General features: G+C 68.4%; 20 protein-coding genes. 6 read left to right on the forward strand and 14 right to left on the reverse strand.

Features of this window, described 5'->3' with window-relative positions; genetic code table 11:
- Positions 1-62: 62 nt before the first annotated feature.
- The 3 genes from AC3WLB_RS21680 to AC3WLB_RS21690 form a co-directional block, all read right to left on the reverse strand.
- Positions 63-1,046, reverse strand: a complete 984-nt coding sequence (locus AC3WLB_RS21680) for a carbohydrate ABC transporter permease (RefSeq protein WP_022895940.1) — start codon at positions 1,044-1,046, stop codon at positions 63-65.
- Complete coding sequence (locus tag AC3WLB_RS21685; RefSeq protein ID WP_022895939.1) at positions 1,043-2,173, reverse strand: carbohydrate ABC transporter permease; 1,131 nt, start codon at positions 2,171-2,173, stop codon at positions 1,043-1,045. Before AC3WLB_RS21685 ends, AC3WLB_RS21680 begins: the two co-directional genes overlap by 4 nt.
- A gap of 129 nt (positions 2,174-2,302) precedes the next feature.
- Entirely contained in the window at positions 2,303-3,622 is a 1,320-nt protein-coding gene (locus tag AC3WLB_RS21690) for an ABC transporter substrate-binding protein (protein WP_492509625.1), read from the reverse strand.
- Between the two features lie 243 nt (positions 3,623-3,865).
- Here AC3WLB_RS21690 and AC3WLB_RS21695 point away from each other — a divergent pair, with 243 nt between their 5' ends.
- Positions 3,866-4,891, forward strand: a complete 1,026-nt coding sequence (locus AC3WLB_RS21695) for a LacI family DNA-binding transcriptional regulator (protein ID WP_022895937.1) — start codon at positions 3,866-3,868, stop codon at positions 4,889-4,891.
- Here AC3WLB_RS21695 and AC3WLB_RS21700 read toward each other — a convergent pair.
- Entirely contained in the window at positions 4,848-5,237 is a 390-nt protein-coding gene (locus AC3WLB_RS21700) for a DUF952 domain-containing protein (RefSeq protein WP_492509627.1), read from the reverse strand. The two genes, AC3WLB_RS21695 and AC3WLB_RS21700, sit on opposite strands and share 44 nt — an antisense overlap.
- 56 nt (positions 5,238-5,293) lie before the next feature.
- Here AC3WLB_RS21700 and AC3WLB_RS21705 point away from each other — a divergent pair, with 56 nt between their 5' ends.
- Positions 5,294-5,860 (forward strand): TetR/AcrR family transcriptional regulator, encoded by a 567-nt coding sequence (locus AC3WLB_RS21705; protein ID WP_492509629.1) that lies wholly within the window; start codon positions 5,294-5,296, stop codon positions 5,858-5,860.
- Between the two features lie 50 nt (positions 5,861-5,910).
- Here AC3WLB_RS21705 and rplL read toward each other — a convergent pair whose 3' ends face one another.
- The 3 genes from rplL to AC3WLB_RS21720 form a co-directional block, all read right to left on the reverse strand.
- A complete protein-coding gene (gene rplL / locus AC3WLB_RS21710; RefSeq protein WP_022895934.1) occupies positions 5,911-6,300 on the reverse strand; it encodes a 50S ribosomal protein L7/L12 in 390 nt (129 codons plus the stop codon).
- 48 nt (positions 6,301-6,348) lie between these two features.
- Positions 6,349-6,864: a 50S ribosomal protein L10 gene (gene rplJ, locus AC3WLB_RS21715; protein ID WP_022895933.1), complete on the reverse strand. Its 516-nt coding sequence runs from the start codon at positions 6,862-6,864 to the stop codon at positions 6,349-6,351.
- A 266-nt stretch (positions 6,865-7,130) separates the two neighbouring features.
- Positions 7,131-7,295 carry a hypothetical protein gene (locus AC3WLB_RS21720; RefSeq protein WP_492509632.1) on the reverse strand — a complete coding sequence of 55 codons (165 nt, stop codon included), beginning with the start codon at positions 7,293-7,295 and terminating at the stop codon, positions 7,131-7,133.
- A 150-nt stretch (positions 7,296-7,445) separates the two neighbouring features.
- Here AC3WLB_RS21720 and AC3WLB_RS21725 point away from each other — a divergent pair, with 150 nt between their 5' ends.
- Positions 7,446-8,948 (forward strand): ArnT family glycosyltransferase, encoded by a 1,503-nt coding sequence (locus tag AC3WLB_RS21725; RefSeq protein ID WP_492509634.1) that lies wholly within the window; start codon positions 7,446-7,448, stop codon positions 8,946-8,948.
- Here the strand turns inward: AC3WLB_RS21725 and AC3WLB_RS21730 are convergent.
- Positions 8,926-10,407, reverse strand: a complete 1,482-nt coding sequence (locus AC3WLB_RS21730) for a sensor histidine kinase (protein WP_492509636.1) — start codon at positions 10,405-10,407, stop codon at positions 8,926-8,928. The genes AC3WLB_RS21725 and AC3WLB_RS21730 overlap by 23 nt on opposite strands.
- A 49-nt stretch (positions 10,408-10,456) precedes the next feature.
- On the reverse strand, positions 10,457-11,224 hold the full coding sequence (locus tag AC3WLB_RS21735) for a response regulator transcription factor (protein WP_492509638.1): 768 nt from the start codon (positions 11,222-11,224) through the stop codon (positions 10,457-10,459).
- A 145-nt stretch (positions 11,225-11,369) separates the two neighbouring features.
- On the opposite strand from AC3WLB_RS21735, the gene AC3WLB_RS21740 reads away from it, so the two are divergent.
- Entirely contained in the window at positions 11,370-11,996 is a 627-nt protein-coding gene (locus AC3WLB_RS21740; protein WP_492509786.1) for a YqaJ viral recombinase family protein, read from the forward strand.
- Between the two features lie 13 nt (positions 11,997-12,009).
- Entirely contained in the window at positions 12,010-12,783 is a 774-nt protein-coding gene (locus AC3WLB_RS21745; protein ID WP_492509640.1) for an alpha/beta fold hydrolase, read from the forward strand.
- A gap of 34 nt (positions 12,784-12,817) precedes the next feature.
- Here AC3WLB_RS21745 and AC3WLB_RS21750 read toward each other — a convergent pair whose 3' ends face one another.
- Complete coding sequence (locus AC3WLB_RS21750; RefSeq protein ID WP_492509642.1) at positions 12,818-13,672, reverse strand: DUF998 domain-containing protein; 855 nt, start codon at positions 13,670-13,672, stop codon at positions 12,818-12,820.
- 217 nt (positions 13,673-13,889) lie between these two features.
- Between AC3WLB_RS21750 and AC3WLB_RS21755 the strand changes: the two genes are divergently transcribed.
- Positions 13,890-14,915, forward strand: coding sequence for an NADP-dependent oxidoreductase (locus AC3WLB_RS21755; RefSeq protein ID WP_492509644.1), 1,026 nt, complete (start codon positions 13,890-13,892; stop codon positions 14,913-14,915).
- A 74-nt stretch (positions 14,916-14,989) separates the two neighbouring features.
- Here the strand turns inward: AC3WLB_RS21755 and AC3WLB_RS21760 are convergent, their stop codons facing one another.
- From AC3WLB_RS21760 to rplA, 4 genes are all read right to left on the reverse strand, one after another.
- The gene (locus tag AC3WLB_RS21760) at positions 14,990-16,009 is read right to left on the reverse strand and encodes a cell wall-binding repeat-containing protein (RefSeq protein WP_492509646.1); all 1,020 of its coding nucleotides are present in this window, start codon (positions 16,007-16,009) and stop codon (positions 14,990-14,992) included.
- 118 nt (positions 16,010-16,127) lie between these two features.
- The gene (locus tag AC3WLB_RS21765; RefSeq protein WP_492509648.1) at positions 16,128-16,670 is read right to left on the reverse strand and encodes a GNAT family N-acetyltransferase; all 543 of its coding nucleotides are present in this window, start codon (positions 16,668-16,670) and stop codon (positions 16,128-16,130) included.
- A 90-nt stretch (positions 16,671-16,760) separates the two neighbouring features.
- Positions 16,761-17,903 (reverse strand): cell wall-binding repeat-containing protein, encoded by a 1,143-nt coding sequence (locus AC3WLB_RS21770; RefSeq protein ID WP_492509650.1) that lies wholly within the window; start codon positions 17,901-17,903, stop codon positions 16,761-16,763.
- 270 nt (positions 17,904-18,173) lie between these two features.
- The gene (gene rplA, locus AC3WLB_RS21775) at positions 18,174-18,863 is read right to left on the reverse strand and encodes a 50S ribosomal protein L1 (protein WP_022896505.1); all 690 of its coding nucleotides are present in this window, start codon (positions 18,861-18,863) and stop codon (positions 18,174-18,176) included.

Below are 18,863 nucleotides of genomic sequence, written 5' to 3' on the forward strand. Positions count from 1 at the left end.
TTTCCTTCCCTCGAATCCATCGTCGGCACGATGCCCGCGCGATGCTTGAACGAACGCGACAACTACCCCTTCGTCGAGCCCGCCAGGAGGCCGCGCACGAAGAATCGCTGCAGGGCGAAGAACACGATCAGCGGCACCACGATGGCCACGAACGCACCCGCCGTGAGCAGGTACCAGTCCTGACCGCGCGACCCGGTGATCTCGGCCAGCAGCTTGGTGATCGGCGCCACCGAGCCGTCGGCGAAGATGAGCGCCACGAGCAGGTCGTTCCACACCCACAGGAACTGGAAGATCGCGAACGACGCCAGCGCCGGCATGGTGAGCGGCAGGATGATGCGGAAGAAGATCTGCCCGTGCCCTGCGCCGTCGACGCGCGCCGCCTCGATGACCTCGCGCGGGATCTCCGACACGAAGTTGTGCAGCAGGAAGATGGCGAGCGGCAGCGCGAAGATCGAGTGCGCGATCCACACCTGCGAGAAGGTGCCCGCCGACGGGATGCCGGAGAAGATCCAGTCGTCGCCCACCGCGACACCGCGCGAGAACAGCGACAACAGCGGCACGAGCGCCATCTGGATCGGCACGATCTGCAGCGCGAAGACCCCGATGAACAGCCAGTCCTTGCCCTTGAAGTCGATCCACGCGAAGGCGTAGGCCGCGAGCGAGGCGATGACCAGCGGGATGAGCGTGGCCGGAATGGTGATGGCGATCGAGTTCACGAACGACGAGGCGATCGTGACCTGCGAGTTACCGGCCTGGAGCACGTCGGCGTAGTTGTCGAGCGTGAAGCCCCAGTTGCTGAAGATGGTCCACCAGCCGGTGGTCTGGATGTCGTTCCGCTCGCGGAACGACGAGATGAACAGACCGAAGGTGGGGATGGTCCACAGGATCGCGATGATGAGCGCCGCGATCGTGGCCCCGCGGCTGGTCAGCCGGCGCTTGGTGCGCCGGGCGGCCGTCTCCTCACGCTCGATCTCGCGTTCGCCACCGCGGAGCTGCTTCTTGGTGGTCGGGTCGACCGGCAGGTCGATCGGCTGCACGGCGCTCATCGGATCTCCCTCTGCTTCTTGATCTGCCGGGCGTTGTAGATGACGATCGGCATCACGAGGATGAACAGGATCACGGCGAACGCCGCGCTCCGCCCGTACTCGAAGTTCTTGAACTGGGTGTACATCTCGTTCGCCAGCACGCTGGTGTCGTTGGCGCCCGCGGTCATGGTGCGCACGATGTCGAACACCTTGAGCGACGCGATCGAGATCGTGGTGATCACCACGATGAGCGACGAGCGGATGCCCGGCACGGTGACGTTGATGAAGCGCTGCCACGCGTTGGTGCCGTCGAGTTCCGCCGCCTCCAGCTGCTCGGTGGGCACCCCCTTGATGGCCGCGGAGAGCACGACCATCGCGAATCCGGTCTGGATCCAGATGAGCACCACGATGAGGAAGAAGGTGTTCCAGGGCGAGCCCGCCAGCCACTGCTGCGGCTGACCGCCGAGCCACACCACGACCTGGTTGAGCAGACCGATCTGGTTCTGGTCCTCCGGGCGGTAGGTGTACACGAACCGCCAGATGATCGACGCGCCCACGAAGGAGATGGCCATCGGCATGAAGACGAGGATCTTGAAGAACTTCTCACCCCGGCTCTTGTCGATGAACACCGCGTAGGCGAGACCAAAGATGGTGGAGAGCGTCGGTACCACGAGCACCCAGATGATGGTGTTGAGGATGACGCGGAGGTTCTGCGGGCTGGTCAGCACCCAGACGAAGTTGTCGAACCCGACAAAGTTGCCGCGGCTGGAGAACAGCGAGTCGATGGCGGTCTTGATGGTGGGGTAGATGAGGCCGACCAGCAGCAGGATGATCGCGGGAGCGAGGAATCCGAAGAGCTGGAACAGGTAACCCGCACCCTGCTTGGAGCGCTTGTCGAGCCAATAGAACAGCAGGCCCAGGGCCGCGGCGATGAGGGCCGCCCACCAGACCGACCCGATCAACACCAGCGCCAGGAACGGCGCGATGATGCAGACGGCGAGCCGGATGATCGTGTACATGCGGCCGCTGCGCGGCGCGATCTCGATGAAGAACAGGAGCAGCGCCACCACGGCCGCGAAGGCCAGGATGACGATGGGAATCTGGGCGAGTGGCGGTAGTCCCCCGACCCAGAGCAAGAACTCTGACATGACAACCTTTCGAGTGCGACAGTGAACTCAGTGCAGGTCCGGCGCACCTGGGCGCCGTGCCTGACACCGTACCGGTACACCGAGGCCGCCCGAAAGAACTTTTCGGGCGGCCTCGACGTAGAGGGGGCGCTACTCGGTAGGCCAGCCCGCTTCGATCTGCGTCAGCACCTCTTCTTGCGGGGTGCCGTTGATCCAGTCGACCATGCCCTTCCAGAAGGTTCCGGCGCCGACGGCACCGGGCATCAGGTCACTCGCGTCGAACCGGAACGTGGTGTCCGGGTCCTGGAGGATCTTGATGGCCTGCTGCAGGATGGGGCTCTTCGCGTTGGCCGGGTCGAGACCCTTGTTCGCGGAGATGACGCCACCGAGCGACACGCGGCTGTTCGCCCACTCGGGGCTCGAGAGGTACTCCTGCACCTTGACGGTGTCGGCGTCGTTCGAGAAGGCGCCGACGATCTCGCCACCACCCGTGACGGCGTTCTCACCGGAGGTGACCGGCGGGGTGATGAAGGCCCAGATGTCGGCGTCGGGGCCGACGGTGGCGCCGGCGTCGGTGAGGAAGCCGTCGAAGAACGAGGCCTGGTGGGTGAGCGAGCAGGTGCCCTGCGCCATGCCGGTCGCCACGTCACCGAACTCGGTGCTGTTGATCGACTTCACGTCGCCGTAGCCCGCGTTGACGTAGTTCGGGTCGAGCAGGATGTCGCCGACCGAGTCGAAGGCCTCGGAGATCTTCGGGTCGGTGAACTTGACCTCGTTCTTCACCCACTGGTCGTAGACGTCGGGGCCCGACTGCCGCAGCACCAGGTCTTCGACCCAGTCCGTGCCCGGCCAGCCGGTGGCGTCGCCCGAGCCGAAGCCGGCGCACCAGGGCTGCTTGCCGAGGGTGGACTGCATCTTCGCGGTGAGGTCGAGCATCTCCTGGTAGGTCTTCGGGACCTCCCAGCCGTTGTCGGCGAACTGCTTCGGCGAGTACCACACGAAGCCCTTGACGCTCGCCATGAGCGGGGCGCCGTAGAACTTGTCGTCGACGGTGCCGTAGGCCTTCCAGTCGCTCGACCAGTACTCGTCGGCGTTCTTCTCGACGCCGTCGGGAGCCTCTTTGATGAAGCCGCGCGAGGCGAGGTCGGCGAGCAGACCCGGCTGCGGGAAGATCGCGAGGTCGGGCGGGTTGCCACCCTGGGCCCGGATGCCGATCTGCGACTCGAACTCCTTCGACGATTCGTACTGGATGTCGATGTTGTTCTCTTTCTCCCAGTCCGCCCAGGACTGTTCGAGAAGCTCGGCTTCGGTGTCGGCGATGGTGCCGTAGACCGTCACGACTCCGTCAGCCTTACCGGAGTCGCCTGCGTTGCCCCCTCCCGCGCCGCCGGAACAGCCGGCGAGAGCGAGGCCGAGGCCCGCCGCGATTGCGATGGGTGCTGTGACCCGGCGGTGCAAGGTTGCCCGCATTTCTCCTCCTCGTTGAGTGGTTGCCCCTGTTGTGGTGCCAGCCGGGGCGTTGTGTAGGGAAACCTTTCCATAACTCACAGCAAATCTCAACCCACTCGCACGACTTCCCCCGAAGGTAACGATTTGGTTGCAGAGAGCGCTCTCACTCGACATTCGGGCGATCATCGCTGTGGAACGGATTTCCATCGCGACGGCCACCGCGGGCTATGATTCTGGAAGCGTTTGCAGACGAGGAGGTCGAGCGTGTCGGGGATCGAGGACGTGGCCAATCTGGCCGGGGTGTCGAAGGCCACGGTCTCCCGCGCCTTGAGCGGTCGAGGCTATGTCTCCGCCGATACACGGATGCGCGTGTCCCAGGCCGCGGCGAGCCTCGGATACGTCGTGTCCTCCAGCGCATCGAGCCTCGTCACCGGGCGCACCAACAACGTGGGCGTGATCATCCCGGTCATCAACCAGTGGTTCTTCGGGAGCATCCTCGAGGGGGTCGAGCGCGCGCTGGTCGACCGCGGCTACGACATGATGCTCTACAACCTCACGAAGTCGCACGAGGAACGCGCGCGCGTCTTCGAGTACTTCCTGGTGCGCAAGCGGGTCGACGCGGTGATCGCGGTGACCCTCGAGATCACCCCCGACGAGACGCAGCGCCTGCTCGCGCTCGGCAAGCCGATCGCCGGCATCGGGGGCGCCCTGGAAGGCGTGCCCACGCTCAGCATCGACGACGTCGCGGCGGCCCGCCTGGCGACCGAGCACCTGCTGCTGCTCGGCCACCGCGACATCATGCACGTCGGCGGCGACATCGACGAGCAGATGGACTTCCATGTGCACTCGAAGCGGCTGAAGGGCTTCATGGAGGCGCTCACCGCGGCGGGTGTCGCCTACGACCAGGACTCCTACGTGGCGACCCGATTCGACATCCCGAGCGCGTACCGCGTCGGCAAGCAGATCCTGGGCGACCCGCGACGGCGGCCCACGGCGATCTTCGCGGCGGCCGACGAGGTCGCGATCGGCGTCATCCTCGCCGCCCGCGAGCTCGGCATCTCAGTGCCCGACGACCTCTCGGTGATCGGCATCGACAACCATCCGCTGGCGGAGATGTTCGGCCTGACCTCGATCGAGCAGCGACCCGATCTGCAGGGTGAGCAAGTGGTGGCGTGGGTCATCCGGCAGTTGGAGGAGCCGGGCTGGTCTCCCCCGGCCAGTCACACCGTGCTGCCGGCAACCCTCATCATGCGTTCGTCGACGGCGCGCCCCCGTCCGCGAAGCGGCTGAGGTCGGGCAGCACGAATTCGCCGCCGTCGCGCTCGATCGGGAGTTCGGCCACGACCGCCGCCCCGTCCGTCGGAATGGCGCCGTGGATGTGCGGGAACCCCGGCGTCTCCTCGGTGATCTCGAGCCCGTCGGCGCGCAGCGCGTCGGCATCGAGCACGATCAGCAGCAGGCCGAAACGGATGTCGGAGTAGAACTCGTCGAGCACACCGCGCACCCCGTCGAGCCGCACCGCGTGCACGAATCCGGCCTCGTCGAGGCTCACGCCGCGCGTGGAGACGACGTATTCGCCGAGGTTGCGTGCCGATTCCCAGTCGTCGACGATTGCGACGTGTGCGATCAGAGCCATCCACTCCTCCTTATTGACACTTCACAGTATCATTGAGCTGGAGGAAAGGACAGCGGATGGCGAAGCGGGGGCGGGCGACAGCCGACGAGCGCGCCGAGCGGCGGGAACGCATCCTGGACGCCGCCGTCACGGCCTTCGCGCTCCGGGGTTTCAGCGCCGCGAGCCTCGACGAGATCGCCGCCGCCGCCGGGGTGACCAAGCGCACCCTCTACGTCGACATCGGCGACAAGGCCGCGCTGTTCGCGGCGGCCGTCGAACGTGAGCACGACCGCATCCGGGCGGTGGCGACGGATGCCGGCTCCCTCGCCGACGTGGCGACCGAGCTCGTCGTGGTGCTGCACTCCGACAGCGCGGTGGCGCTCCACCGTTCGGTGATCGCCGAAGCGCCCCGCTTCCCCGCCCTGGCGCGCACCTTCTACGAGACGGGCCCGCAGCACTCCATCGACCTGTTGTCGCGCTACCTGCCCGATTCGCCGGCGATCACGGCCACCGCGACCGCGCTCTACTCACTCCTGCTCGGCGAGCCGCACCGCCGCCGCCTCCTGGGCCTCGTCCCGGCGCCCACGCGCCTCGAGTCCCGTGCCCTGGCGACGACCGCCCTCGCCCAACTCCTCGCGCCTTAACGGCGGATGCCCCGAGCCAGTGGCCCGGGGCATCCGTCTGTACCGCGAGACTACTTGAGGGTGACGGTGGCGCCAGCCTCTTCGAGCTGAGCCTTGGCCTTCTCGGCGGTCTCCTTGTTGGCGCCCTCGAGGACGGCCTTGGGAGCGCCGTCAACGAGAGCCTTCGCCTCACCGAGGCCGAGGCTGGTGAGGGCGCGCACCTCCTTGATGACCTGGATCTTCTTGTCGCCGGCAGCCTCGAGGATGACGTCGAAGGAGTCCTTCTCCTCAACCTCTTCAGCAGCAGCGCCACCGCCGGCAGCGGCGGGGCCGGCAACGGCGACGGGGGCGGCCGCGGTGACCTCGAAGGTCTCCTCGAACGCCTTGACGAACTCGCTCAGCTCGATGAGCGTGAGCTCCTTGAACGCGTCAAGCAGTTCCTCGGTGGAAAGCTTTGCCATGATGTTCTCCTTGTTTGGTAGTTAGTACAACCGCTGATGAGCCGGGGCTCAGGCAGCGGACTCCTGCTTCTCGCGCAGCGCATCGACCGTGCGAACGGCCTTCGACAGCGGTGCGTTGAAGAGATATGCGGCACCGAACAGCGAAGCCTTGAAGGCACCGGCGAGCTTCGCCAGCAGAACTTCACGGGATTCGAGATCGGCGAGCTTGGTGACCTCTTCGGCGGAGAGAGGGTTACCGTCGAAGTAACCACCCTTCACGACCAGCAGAGGGTTAGCCTTGGCGAAGTCACGCAGCGACTTGGCGACGGCCACGGGGTCACCGTGGACGAAAGCGATCGCGGACGGACCGGCGAGCTCGTCGTCGAACGACGAGATGCCGGCGTTGTTCGCCGCGATCTTGGTCAGCGTGTTCTTCACCACGGCGTATGACGCGTGCTCACGGATGTTTCCGCGCAGCTGCTTGAGCTGGGCGACCGTGAGACCGCGATACTCGGTCAGCAGAACGGCGGTCGAGCTCTGGAAAAGTTCCGTGAGCTCGGCAACCGAGGCTTCCTTGTTCGCCATGGCGCTCCTAGTGATGATTGGTTTCGGCCGGAGTGACCACCGTGCGACGCGAGGCGAGAACGAAAAAAGCTCCGGCGCAGGAGGCCGGAGCTGGGAACACACGCGAGCGTGGAACTGACTACGTACACCTGCGCAGGTCTTCGCTCTCGCGAAACTTCGATTCGGATGCGGGCACCCGAATGACCGGCGGTCTTTGGCCTCGTACAGACTAAACGGCCCGCGCCCCCGATGCAAATCAGGGACGCGGGCCGCCGGTGCGCCGGGTGCTACACCCGTCGGTTGCCGGTGATGGCGCGGACGATGAAGACGATCACCGCGAACACCAGGAGGATCAGACCGATCCAGAGCAGGAAGTTCAGGGTCTGCACGAAACCGCCGGTGAACAGCAGGATCACCGCGATGATGGCGATGATGATGAGCAGGATGTTCATGGATTCCATACCTTTCGGGACTCGGGCACACGACCCTCGGCCAATTCGACCTGAATTCGAACGTACCCCGATCGGGGCACAAACGGATTCGTGATTTGAGTAGAAATTGCTCAGGCGGCTAGAGCGCGCTCTGCGCCCACACTGGACGCGATGTCCGCCGCCCCACCCCGAGCCCTCGAACCGGTGCTCCTGGGCGCGATCGGGATCTGGGCCCTGTACCAGGCCTTCGGCAACCTCGGCGCCGCGAACCTCAATGCCGACGAGCCCGTCTACATCCCTGCCGGGTGGGCCTATGTGCACGGCGACTTCGGGTCGAACCCCGAGCATCCGCCCACCGCGAAGCTCATCATCGGCCTGGCCCAACTCGCCCTCGGCCCCGGCGTCGTCCCGGCGCGCGTCGCCGTCGGCATCGCGGTGATCGCGGGTGGCGTGCTGCTCTACCTCTGGCTCCGTGCGGAGATCGGATGGGCCGGGGCGCTCTGCGGCGCGGGAGCCTGGTTGCTGCTGCCGCACGGCGTCACGAGCGGGGTGCGGATCGACCGGTTCGCGCTGCTCGACCCGTTCATGGCGGTGTTCGCCCTCGCGGCGTTCGCTGCGGCGTGGCGGTGGTACCGCACCGGCTCGTGGCTCTGGCTGACGCTCTCCGCGCTCGCCATGGCACTGTCGGTCACCTCGAAAGTGCCATCGGCGGCGATGGTGCCCGCGCTCGTCCTGCTTCCCGTGTTACGCGCTCTGCCGGCGCTCCGCCGCCCGCGCGTTCGACCGACACTCCGGCGAGAGCGGATGCGGCGGGCGCGGGCGGTTCGAGCCGCCGCGGCTGCCATCGCCGTCTTCACCACGGTCATGCTCGCGGTGGTCACCCTCGTGTACCTGCCGGCCGGCTTCGTCGACTCGTTCCTCACCATGCTGCGCTTCCAGACGGCACACAACACCGCTGGGCACCTGGTCGCGTTCGCCGGGCTCGCGACGACGCATCCGCCCTGGTGGGCGAACCTCGTCTTCGCGGTCGACGGCATGGGCGTGGCCGCTGTGGTCGCGCTCGCCATCGGTGCCGTTGCCGCGTTCGCCGGGTCTCGCGCCGCGCTGGCGCTGCCCGTTCTGCTCGGCGGTGCCGTGCTGCTCGAGTGGGTGTTCCAGTTCGCGGTGTCGTCCGTGGCGCTGCCGCACTACTACTACGCCTGGGTCTGGCCGCTCTGCGCCCTGTTCGGGCTCGGCATGGCCAACCTGGTCCGCCTCGCCCGGGCCCAGCGGCGGGCAGCCCGGGCCGGGGCGCGCGTGCTCGTCGTCGCATCCGTCGCCCTGGCGCTCGGTGCTGCGGCCTTCACCTCGAAGGCGATCGCAGCCGAGCGCCCGCGCGACATGGCGCTCGTGCTCCCGGAGCTGAAGCGACTGGGGGTGCCGACGGGAGCCGTGCTGGTGGGCGGAATGGCCGACTGGGAGTACCTGCCCTACCTCGACGGCCGCGGGGTGACCGCCGCCGACAGCCCGGGTGTCGTGGCGATCGCGCTGAAGCACGAGCTGCGCTTCCCGGTCGACCCGGCCGTGACGGCACTGCTGCACGCCGCGGGTGGGCACTACCGGCGCATCCGGCTCGACGACGTCACGCTCTACCTCGACGAGCGTGCGGTGCTCAGCCCTGCAACGGGATCGTGACGGTGAACACGGTCTCGCCCGGGTCGCTCCGCACCGTCACCGCACCGTTGTGCGCCGCCACCACCGCCGACACGATCGCAAGCCCCAGCCCCGTGCTGCCGGCGTGCCGCGACCGCGACGCATCGCCGCGCACGAACCGCTCGAACAACGTCGGCAGGAGCTCGGGCGCGATGCCCGGGCCGTCGTCGGCGACGGTCACCACGGCGACGGATCCGCCCTCCCGCGCCTCCGCCCCCACGCCCACGCGCACCGTGGTGCCCGCCGGCGTGTGCACCCGGGCGTTGGCGAGCAGGTTCGTGAACACCTGGTGCAGCCGGTGCGCGTCGCCGGCCACCAGCACGGGCTCCTCCGGCAGGTCGAGCTCCCAGGCGTGATCAGGCCCCGCCACGTGCGCGTCGCTCACGGCGTCGACGATCACCAGCGAGAGGTCGACCTCGGTGAGGTCGAGCTCAGGCTTGGCGTCGAGGCGTGCCAGCAACAGCAGGTCTTCGACGAGAGTGGTCATGCGCGTCGCCTCGGACTCGATGCGGTTGAGCGAATGCGCGACCTCCTCAGGCAGCTCGGGCGCGGTGCGGCGGGTGAGCTCGGCGTAGCCACGGATGCTCGCGAGCGGCGTGCGCAACTCGTGGCTGGCATCGGCCACGAACTGTCGCACCCTGTGCTCGCTGCGCTGACGGGAGGTCAGCGCGCTGGCGACGTGTTCGAGCATCCGGTTGAAGGCCAGACCCACCCGGCCCACCTCGGAGCGGGGATCGGTGTCGCCGGCCGGGACTCGCTCTGCCAGGGCGACGTCGCCCCGATCGAGCGGCAGTTCGGCCACGCGGGTCGCGGTGGCGGCGACCCGGTCGAGCGGGCGCAGCGCGAGCCGGATGATGAGGAGACCGGCCACTCCCGCGAGCGCCATCGCACCCGCCGTGACCAGCACGATCACGATCACGAGCTGGGTGACCGTACTGTCGACGTCGGCGAGCGGCAGCCCCGTGACGAGGATGTCGCCAGCCGACGTGACGGTGCGGCCTTCGACCCGGTAGGCGCCGAGCCCGTCGATGGTGACGCTCGTCGGAGCAGTGGGCGCCAGGCTGAAACCGCCGCCGCCGACCGGCCCCGATTGGGTGGTCGATTCGCCGGCCACCCCGTCGAGGGCCGCGAGCTGCGCAGAGGTGAGTTGCTGCAGCTGACCAGCGTCGTCGAGCACGTAGCCGTTGGTGGCGACGCCGGCCGAGACCAGCGCGACCACGGTGCCCGCTGCCTGACCGAGCGAGATCCCCGGCTGCGGACCGGAACCCTGAGCCTGAGTCGTGAGAGAGAAGACGGCGCGATCGGAGGCCTCGTTCACCTGCGAGTCGAGGCGGTCGAGCAGGAAGCCGTTCAGGGCGATCGTGCTGACCACGCCGATCACCAGACCCGCCAGCGCGATCAGCCCGAGCACGCTGAGGATGAGCGTGCGCCGGATGGTCACGGCGTCGCCTCGGGTGCGCCGGGCGCGCCGGGCGTGCCGGGCCGGGCGCTCACAGCGCGGGCTTCAGCAGGTAGCCCGCGCCGCGGACGGTGTGGATCATGGCGGGGCGCCCCGCATCCACCTTCTTGCGGAGGTAGGAGATGTAGATCTCCACCACGCTCGATTTGCCGCCGAAGTCGTAGCTCCACACCCGGTCGAGGATCTGCGCCTTGCTCAGCACCCGACGCGGATTGCGCATGAGAAAGCGCAGCAATTCGAACTCGGTCGCCGTGAGCTCGATCGGCTCGCCGGCCCGGAACACCTCGTGGCTGTCCTCGTTCAGCTCGAGGTCGCCGACGGTGACGACCGGGTCGTCGGCGTCGGCCACGACGAGGGTGGAGCGGCGGATGAGACCGCGCAGCCGCGCCACGAGCTCTTCGAGGCTGAACGGCTTCGTCACGTAGTCGTCGCCACCGGCGGTGAGGCCCGCGATGCGGTCGTCGAGGGCATCCTTCGCGGTGAGGAAGAGAACCGGGGTCTCGTGACCGTCGTTGCGCACCCGCTGCAGCACCTGCAGGCCGTCGATGTCGGGGAGCATGACGTCGAGCACGATCACGTCGGGGCGGAACTCGCGCGCGATCGTGATGGCCTGGCGGCCCTCGCTCGCCGTCTTGACCTCCCAGCCCTCGTAACGCAGCGCCATCGAGAGCAGATCGGTGAGGGTGTTCTCGTCGTCGACGACCAGGGCACGCACCGGCGAGCCGTCGGCTCGGCGCAGCTTGGGCTGCTTCGCGGTGGCGGAGGAGGTGCCGGAGATGAGGGATCGGTCGATGGTCACTCTTCCAGTATTGATAGCCGGCTATGAGAAAGCTATGAGGCGTCGATACGGCCGCTGTGAATCCCGGCACGCGTGCGCGGGGACGCGGCGCGTGGCGGGCAGCGATGTCGGCGCGACGAGGGACAATGGGTCGGTGACCGATCTCATGCTCTCCTTCCCCTGGGAGACCGACGACGACGTCGCGCCCGAGCCGGCCCGGCCCGCGCACCTCGCGCGCGTCGTCGCGGAATCGACGAACCGGGTGGCCTGGCTGCGCGCCCGCAGTCGTGGCATCACGGCGACGGATGTCGCGCGGCTCTCGAGCGAGGGCGCCGTCGCGACGGTCGCGTGGGAGAAGCTGAACGGCACCGGCTTCACCGGCAACGCGTTCACCGACCACGGGCGGGCGCGGGAGCCCGCGATCGCGGCCTGGGTGCAGCAGGAGCACGCGATCGAGCCGAGCTTCGCGCTGTTCCACGCCGAGCGCGAGCGGCGGCACCTGGCCACGCCCGACGGCATCCGGGTGGCCGCCGATGGCGCGCTCGAACTCGCCGAGATCAAGACGACCTCGAAGCCGTGGTCGCGCATCCCGCGCGGCTACCTCCGTCAGGTCTGGTGGCAGCAGTACGTCTTGGGTGCTGAACGCACGCTCGTGGTGTGGGAGCAGCATCGCGATTTCGTGCCGCTCGGCGAGGAGCCGCGGTGCCAGTGGGTCGATCGCGACGAGTCGCAGATCGAGCTGCTCGTGCGCCGGGCCGACCGGGTGCTGGCGTGGATGCGCGGCGAGCGATAGCGGTCGGCGTTCCGTGACACTGCTGCTGTTGCACGGGCTCGGAGGCGACCGCGCGCAGCCCCTGTCGTTGTTCGGCCCGATCGTGCCGCCCGGCACCCACGTGCTCGCCCCGGACGTGCGGGGTCATGGGGAACGCAACGAGACCGGCCCGGTGGCGGCCTTCACCCTCGACGCTCTCGCCGACGACATCGCCGCGCTCGTGACGAGGGCTCAGGATGCGGATGGGCACCGGGGCGAGCCGGTCACTGTCGTGGGCATCTCGATGGGAGCGGCGATCGCCCTGCGACTGGCCCTCCGCGGGCTGGTCGAGATCGACCGCGCGGTCTTCGTGCGCCCGTCGTTCACCGATGTGCCACTCCCCCACAACCTGCGCGCCTTCCCCGTCATCGGCGAGCTGCTCGCCGACCGCGGCCCGACCGCGGGTGAGGCGGCGTTCCTGCGCACCGAGCTCTACGCCGAGACGCTCGCGGAGTCCCGGCTCGGGGCGGCCGGGCTCGTGCAGCAGTTCCGTTCCGCGCGCGCGGCCGAGCGGTCGGCGCGACTGATCGAGATCCCGCGGTCGGCTGCGTTCAGCGACGACGAGGACCTCGGCGCGCTTGCGGACGAGATCGACGTCGCGATCGCCTGGGCGCCGGTCGACCCCGTGCATCCGGTGTCGGTGGCGGAGCTGTGGATGGATGAGTTGGCCGGAGCCGCGAGCATTCCGCTGCCGGCCCGCGATGACGGCTACCCGCAGCACGTCGCTGCCACCCGCGCGGGTGTCGCCACCTGGCTCGGCTGGGCCTGAGACGAAACGCTCGGCGGTCCCGCGGTGTCGGCGTCTAATCGCCGACAGGAAGGGACGGGCCCCGTGGGCTCGAGATCGATGCGCGCGCGGCCGCCTCGGCCTCGAACACCCGCTTCGTGCGCCGCGCGGGCGCCGAGGCGGATGCACGACCACGGAGCGCGGACAACGAGACGTCACCGGCTGCAGGCGCAGCCCCAGGCGCAGCCACAGGCCGCGTATCGCGGAGCGCGGCCCAGGCCAGGTCGCGGCCTACGGCCACGGCGAGGAAGGCCGCCAGCCCGACGAGCCAGAGCAGCGCGATCGTGGTGGCGACGAGCTCGAGCACGCCGCCGACCTGGGTGCCGAACCGCAGCAGCGACAACAGACCACCGGCACCCGCGATCACCGCCACCGCGACGGCCGCTCCGAACGAGAAGCGGGCGAGAGCGCGGAAGCGCCGGTCGGTGGCGACTTGCAGCATCACGAAGGCGGCGGCCGCGAATCCGATCACGGCGCATCCGGTGTGGATGAAGTCCTGCCAGGTGAACGCCGATCCGACCGGGAGCGGGCAGCCGATCGTGCAGGTGACCTGCGACGCGACCCCGAAGGCGGCCGCCGCACCGGCGAGCACGGCGACCGGAGGCACCGACGCGAGCCAGCGGATGCGGGGCCGAAGCGGCGGGGCGCACACGGCGACGAGCAGGGCCGCGACCGCCACCTGCACCATCCCCCAGCGGAACACCTCAGCGGTCGGTTCGCCGCTCGCGCCAAGTTCGCTGACGTAGAGGAACCGTGTGGCGGAGAGCCGGGCGGCCCAGATCAGAGCGAGCCCATCGGCAGCGAGCAGCGCCGCGGCGATCAACCCGATCAGGCGCGCGACCGGCAACGGGCGCCGACGGGCTGGACTCATGGATCGGGTCTCTTTCCTGCGGGCCGACGATGCGCGCGGCGGGTGTCGAAGTTACTGAATGTTAACGCCGTCCGGGTGAGTTTGCACCCCAGTGACCTGACCGTAACACCGGCGAATCATTCACGGCTTACCGTGGGATCAGCCAGCAGGTGACGCAGTGCAGCGGGTTTCCCGAGCCCCGGAGCGTGTCAACAAGATCGACGGAAGGCACACAGGGATGATCGAGCACCGCAGCGGATCGACGGCGACCTCGAGTCCGACTCTCACTCACCCGAGCACCATGCGGGCAGCGGTCGCGACGACCGCCGGCGGGCCGGAGGTGCTCGAAGCCTCCACCGTGCCGACGCCGGTGCGCGTGAACTCCGAGGTGCTGGTGAAAGTCGCCGCAGCGGGTGTGAACCCGCTCGATGCGAAGACCCGCGCGGGGCGGGGCGTTGCCGCGGCCCTCGAGGGATGGCCCTGCATCCTCGGCTACGACTTCTCGGGCGTGGTGGTGGAGACGCCGTACGCCGCGCATCCGCTGAACGTCGGCGACGAGGTGTTCGGCATGATGTCGGTGCCGCGCGGCGCCGGATCGTATGCCGAGTACGTGTCCGTGCCGAGCCTCCAGGTGGCCCGGGCGCCGAAGTCGCTCTCGCTGATCGAGGCGGCCGGTGTGCCCCTGGCCGCGCTCACCGCATGGGGCATGGTGGTCGAGATCGCGAAGGCGCACGAGGGCCAACGGATGCTCATCCACGCGGCCGCCGGTGGGGTGGGGCACTTCGCGGTGCAGTTCGCCACCTACTTCGGAGCTCGCGTGGCCGCGACGGGGTCGACCCGCAACGTGAATTGGTTGCGCGAGCTGGGTGCCTCGACGGTGATCGACTACACCGCCGGCCGCTTCGAAGACCAGCTCTCCGACCTCGACGTGGTGATCGACCTCGTGGGCAACGTGCACGACGACACCGGCTCCCGCTCGCTGTCGGTGCTCCGGCCGGGGGGCTTGATCATCAACGCTCCGACCGGCAGCTGGCCCGAGTTCGAAGACGAGGCCACGGCAGCCGGGATGCGGGCCACGACGTACAAGGTCGCCCCGGACGCCGCCACCCTCGCCGTGATCGCTCGCCTGATCGACTCGGGCGATGTGCGCGTTCATGTCGACCGCACCTACCCGCTGGCGGCAGCGGCTGACGCGCATCGCGACCTCGAGGCCGGCCACACCCGCGGCAAGCTCGTGCTCCAGGTCGGCGACCTTCCGTTCTGACCCGCGCCGCGACCTGACCAGCCGCGATCTGACCTGCCGAGACGGCTCGGGCCGGGGACGGGGAGGTGTGGTGGTCAGCATCGCGCCAGCGCGTCGACGCCGGGGCCGAGCGTCTTCGGACCACCGAGGATGACAATCTCTGCCGGATGCAGCCGATCGAGCTCGGCAAGCACCGACCCCGGCACGCAGTTCGGCTGCACCACGTACAGGGGAGCATCAAAGTGGGCCGCCAGCGGACCGCCGCTCAGCGCATCCGGAAACGACACCCCGCTGGCCAGGTAGACCCGGGTCGCCGACGCGAAGACGGCGTGGTTCACGGCGACTCCGGCCTCATATCGATCGGCACCGGCAGAACGCGCCACCAGGAATCGTTCGCCGAGCGAAGCCTCCAGAGGTGCCGAGAGAGAATTCTCGCCACCGACCAAGCGGACAGCGAGTGCGCCGAGACCGTGCACTACGTCGAGCTCGGCAGCGGACACCGATCCCGCGGAGCCGTCGACGAGGAGCACGGGTGACGAAGCATCGTGTGCGGCCGCCGGTGCCGCCGTGAGAGCGTCGGGAAAGGTCGCACCCGTCACGGCGAAGACGGTCGCAGCATGGATCGCCCCCACTGCCGGGTCGGCCAGGAGGTTGCGCGAGACCTCATAGCGGTCGGCTCCGGCGATGCGCACGACGGTCGCCCCCACGACGCGTTGCGAGACCTGCTCGACCACCGATTCGGAGACGGACGACTCGCCGCCCACGATGACGATCGTCGCCGGCCGCAACCGGGCGAGCGCCCCCAGCACGGCGTCGGGAACGGCATCGCGCGGGGTGAGGAGCAGCGGAGCGCCGTGGTGTGCCGCGACCGCTGCCGAGCTCAGCGCGTCGGCGAACTTCTCCCCGCTCGCGACATAGACGATCGACGAGCCGGAGAAGGTGGCGGCAGCCTTGACCGCCTGCTCATAGCGGTCGGCGCCCTGCACGCGGGACGGTGCAGGGAGAGAGGAAGGCGCGGCGGGCAGGCCGTTCGCCCGGGCAATGATGACACCGGTGAGACCGCCCGAGGTCGTCATGAGGGCGGTGGCGATGCAGCAGAACAGCAGGAGGAGCATCCGTGATCGATGCCGACGGACAGGGTGGAGCGGTGAGTCGAGGGACATGGGTACCGGCTTTCGGGTTTCGGTGCACCCATCATCGGCGGCGGCGTGCCTGCCGGGTTATGAGTAATCCCTACTCGTTCGGCGCCAGGTCCCGCTCGAGCACGAAATCGTCCTGCAGTTCCTCACCGACGTAGAAGTGCTTAACTCCTCGACGCCGGAACCCGCTCTTCTCGTAGAAGCGGATGGCCCGCGCGTTCTGCTGGTTGACGCCGAGCCACACGCTGGTCGCACCGAGCTCGGCGGCGGCCGACAGCGACGCAGCCATGAGCGCTGCGGCCACGCCATGGCCGTGGAAGTTCGCGCGCACGTAGCACTTGCTGAGCTCGACGGTGGGTCGGTTCACCACCACACTCGAAACCATCGGGTCAGCCGGTTCACCGCCCACGACCATCGTGTATCCGGCGATCTCGCCGTCGACGTCGGCGAGCAGCACGACGCGCTGGGGGTCGGCGAGATGGGCCGCGAAGCGCGATTCGGCGAGGTGCTCGGCGATGAACGCCGCGATCGACGCCGACGTGGTTCCCGGCGGACAGGCCATCTCGAAGGTCTCGGCCGCGACGGCCGCGACGATGCCCGCATCCTCGATGCGTGCCCGCCGAACCCTGGTGACCATCCCGCCACGCTACCGGCCTCCCACCCAAACGCAGAAAGGGCCCGCCGCGAGGCGAGCCCTTTCACGTCACAGTGCTCGAAGCGGAATTGTTCAGTCGATTCCGCAGGGAGTCAGCGCCTCGACGTCTTTGCTGATCGTGTTGGTGCCACCGAGCACGTAGATGGTCTCGGGTGCGACTCGACCGATTTCGAAGTACACCGCGGAGCTCAGGCAGTTCGACTGCGTGACGTATAGCGGCGAACCGCTCACGCCGGCTGCGGCGCCACCACTCAGCGCATCGGGGAATACCGCGCCGCTGGCGAGGGACATCTCTTTGATGCCATTTGCGAACGACGCCCGGTTCACCGAAGCACCCACCTCGTAACGGTCGGCGCCTTCGTAACGGGTCACCGTCAACGACGGCTTCAGATTGGCTTCAAGGGACCGGCTGACAGAGGCTGGTCCACCGGCGATGACTACCGCGGTGGCCTTCAGCTGCGTGAGCAGTGCCGCCTCTGCTGCGGTCGGCGCAGACTCGGCACCGTTGACGAGCAGCACCGGCGCCTTCGTGAGTGCTGCCGCCGGTGCTGCGGTAAGCGCATCCGGGAAGTTCGTGCCGGTCGCGATGAAGACCTTCGGCGCTGTCCCGGGACCGAAGTTCGGATCAGTGATCAGGTTGCGTGAGACCTCGTAGCGGTCGGCACCGCCGATGCGGGTGACGTGCACTCCCTCGCGACTCGCCGTCAGAGCCTTCACGACATCCTCAGACACGGACGCTGGGCCTCCGACGACCACGACATCCTTTGCACCGAGGCGGTTGATCTCAGCCACAACACCGTCGGGCAGGCTCCCCTGCGAAGTGAGGAGCAGAGGGGCCCGATTCGCAGCGGCGATGGCTGTTGCACTGAGGGCGTCGGCGTACTTCTCGCCACTGGCCACGAACACCGTGTCGGCCGTGGCGAACTTCAGCTTCGACACGGCCAACGCCTGAGCGAACCGGTCGGAACCAGCGACTCGAGTGACCGTCGGAGTTTTGCGAACGGTCATCGTGCAGTCGACCGACGAGGTCTGGCCGGTGCCGTCCTTGGCGGTCAGCGTGAAGTGCGCGACACCGGCTGTCCCCGGCTCGCCGATGAGTGCGGGCGCGGTGGGATTGATCGAGAGGCCAGAGGGGAGTGCCCCCGCCGTCACGGTGAGCGAGACACCGTCGGCGGCGAGCTTTCCGAACCCGACCGGGAAGCCGACAATTGCCACCTCCTCAGGGCACGCAGGCGGGACTGCGAGCACCTCCGCGGAGGCTGATATAGCAGGCACAACGGGAGCCGCGACCAGGAGGGCAGCTGCTCCTGCTAGGGCGGCACGGTGGACAAACGACGAAAGGCGGGTCATTGCTTTCCCTAATGAGTAGAGACAAGAACTCCTCAGTCTCACCGGAACCACCCAGGCCCCGTTATGAGCAATTTCTACTCACAAACGCAGAAAGGGCCCGCCGCGAGGCGAGCCCTTTCCGGGAGGTGCAGCGAACTAGATCGCGTTGACGTCGAGCGGGATGCCCGGGCCGAAGGTCGTCGAGACGGCGCCCTTCTGGATGTACCGGCCCTTCGAAGCGCTCGGCTTCAAGCGCACGACCTCTTCGAGGGCGGCCTTGATGTTCTCGTCGAGCTGCTCGGGGGTGAAGCCCGCCTTGCCCACGACGAAGTGCACGTTGGCGTGCTTGTCGACGCGGAACTCGATCTTTCCGCCCTTGATGTCCTCGACGGCCTTGGCCACGTTCGGGGTGACGGTGCCGGTCTTCGGGTTCGGCATGAGACCGCGCGGGCCCAGCACCTTACCGAGACGACCGACCTTGCCCATGAGCTCGGGGGTCGAGACGGCCGAGTCGAACGCGGTGTAACCACCGGCGACCTTCTCGATCAGCTCGTCGCCACCGACCTCGTCGGCGCCCGCCGCGATCGCAGCCTCGGCCGCGGGGCCGGTCGCGAACACGATGACGCGGGCGGTCTTGCCGGTGCCGTGCGGGAGGATGACGGTGCCGCGCACCATCTGGTCGGCCTTACGCGGGTCGACGCCGAGCTTCAGCGCGACCTCGACGGTGCTGTCGAACTTCGACGAGCCGGTCTCACGAGCGAGCGAGACGGCCTCGGACGGGGTGTAGTACTTGCCGGCTTCGATCTTCTCGGCCGCGGCCCGGTAGGCCTTTGACTTCTGTGCCAT

The organism is Herbiconiux sp. FW305-C-125 (genome assembly GCF_058783455.1).